This window comes from Nocardiopsis alba, from assembly GCF_000710955.1.
Lineage (GTDB): Bacteria > Actinomycetota > Actinomycetes > Streptosporangiales > Streptosporangiaceae > Nocardiopsis > Nocardiopsis alba.
In genome coordinates this window covers 1-1,804 of the sequence record NZ_BAZE01000024.1, presented here as the reverse complement: position 1 = coordinate 1,804, position 1,804 = coordinate 1, and the positions used below count along the sequence as shown (strand labels likewise).

General features: G+C 56.9%; 2 rRNA genes (1 of these 2 cut by a window edge). Both read left to right on the top strand.

The features are described 5' to 3' along the window. A 23S ribosomal RNA gene (locus TR33_RS27580) occupies nucleotides 1-1,519 on the top strand (it extends 1,737 nt beyond the left edge of the window). A gap of 92 nt (nucleotides 1,520-1,611) precedes the next feature. Further along, nucleotides 1,612-1,727 (top strand): 5S ribosomal RNA (rrf, locus tag TR33_RS25595). Nucleotides 1,728-1,804 lie beyond the last annotated feature (77 nt).

The following is a 1,804-nucleotide window of genomic DNA, read 5'->3' as shown; positions in this document are numbered from 1 at the left end:
CTGGTCTGGGACCCGATTTTGTAGTAGGTAAGTGATGGGGTGACGCAGGAGGGTAGCTCTACCCGGCGGTGGTTGTCCGGGGGTAAGCGTGTAGGCCGAGGGGTAGGCAAATCCGCCTCTCATGATGGTTGAGACGTGATGCCGAGCCGTTTTTGGTGAAGTGAGTGATCCCATGCTGTCGAGAAAAGCCTCTAGCGAGTTCGTGTGTGGCCAGTACCCTAAACCGACGCAGGTGGTCAGGTAGAGAATACCGAGGCGTTCGGGTGAACCATGGTTAAGGAACTCGGCAAATTGTCCCCGTAACTTTGGGAGAAGGGGAGCCCTGTCCGGTGATGAAGCATGCCTTCTGAGCTGGGTGGGGTCGCAGATAGCGGGGGGAAGCGACTGTTTATTAAAAACACAGGTCCGTGCGAAGTCGTAAGACGCTGTATACGGACTGACGCCTGCCCGGTGCTGGAACGTTAAGAGGACTGGTTAGTGGGTTTCGGCCTGCGAAGCTGGGAATCTAAGCGCCAGTAAACGGCGGTGGTAACTATAACCATCCTAAGGTAGCGAAATTCCTTGTCGGGTAAGTTCCGACCTGCACGAATGGCGTAACGACTTCCCCACTGTCTCAACCATGGGCCCGGTGAAATTGCACTACGAGTAAAGATGCTCGTTTCGCGCAGCAGGACGGAAAGACCCCGGGACCTTCACTATAGCTTGACATTGGTGTTTGGGATGGTTTGTGTAGGATAGGTGGGAGCCTGTGAAGCTGTCACGCTAGTGGCGGTGGAGGCGTTGGTGAAATACCACTCTGACTGTTTCGGGCATCTAACTTTGGACCGTGATCCGGTTCGGGGACAGTGTCTGGTGGGTAGTTTAACTGGGGCGGTTGCCTCCTAAAGAGTAACGGAGGCGCCCAAAGGTTCCCTCAGCCTGGTTGGTAATCAGGTGTTGAGTGTAAGTGCACAAGGGAGCTTGACTGTGAGACGGACGTGTCGAGCAGGAGCGAAAGCTGGGACTAGTGATCCGGCACCGGCGTGTGGAAGCGGTGTCGCTCAACGGCTAAAAGGTACCCCGGGGATAACAGGCTGATCTTCCCCAAGAGTCCATATCGACGGGATGGTTTGGCACCTCGATGTCGGCTCGTCGCATCCTGGGGCTGGAGTTGGTCCCAAGGGTTGGGCTGTTCGCCCATTAAAGCGGCACGCGAGCTGGGTTTAGAACGTCGTGAGACAGTTCGGTCCCTATCCGCTGTGCGCGTTGGAGACTTGAGAAGGGCTGTCCCTAGTACGAGAGGACCGGGACGGACGAACCTCTGGTGTGCCAGTTGTCCTGCCAAGGGCATGGCTGGTTGGCTACGTTCGGGAGGGATAACCGCTGAAAGCATCTAAGCGGGAAGCCTGCTTCGAGATGAGGTCTCCTGCCTCCTTGAGAGGGTAAGGCTCCCTGTAGACGACGGGGTTGATAGGCCGGGTGTGGAAGCCTTGTGAGGGGTGGAGCTGACCGGTACTAATAGGCCGAGGGCTTGTCCGCTGCAGATAATTGGATGTTCGCGCACATTTTTCACGGATTTTTCCCCGTGTCCTGGTTGCCTGGTGGGTGGTCTGGGGTGTGGGGGTTGGTTTCCGTGGTGGTTATTGCTGGAGGGTCACACCCGGTCTCATTCCGAACCCGGTCGTTAAGTCTCTTTGCGCTGATGGTACTGCCCTGTGGTGGGGTGGGAGAGTAGGTCGCTGCCACGGTTTTTCTTGGAGGAAGGGGCGCCCCTGTTGTGGGGGTGTCCCTTTCTTTTTTGTGTGTTGGGGGGTGCCTTGGGGTG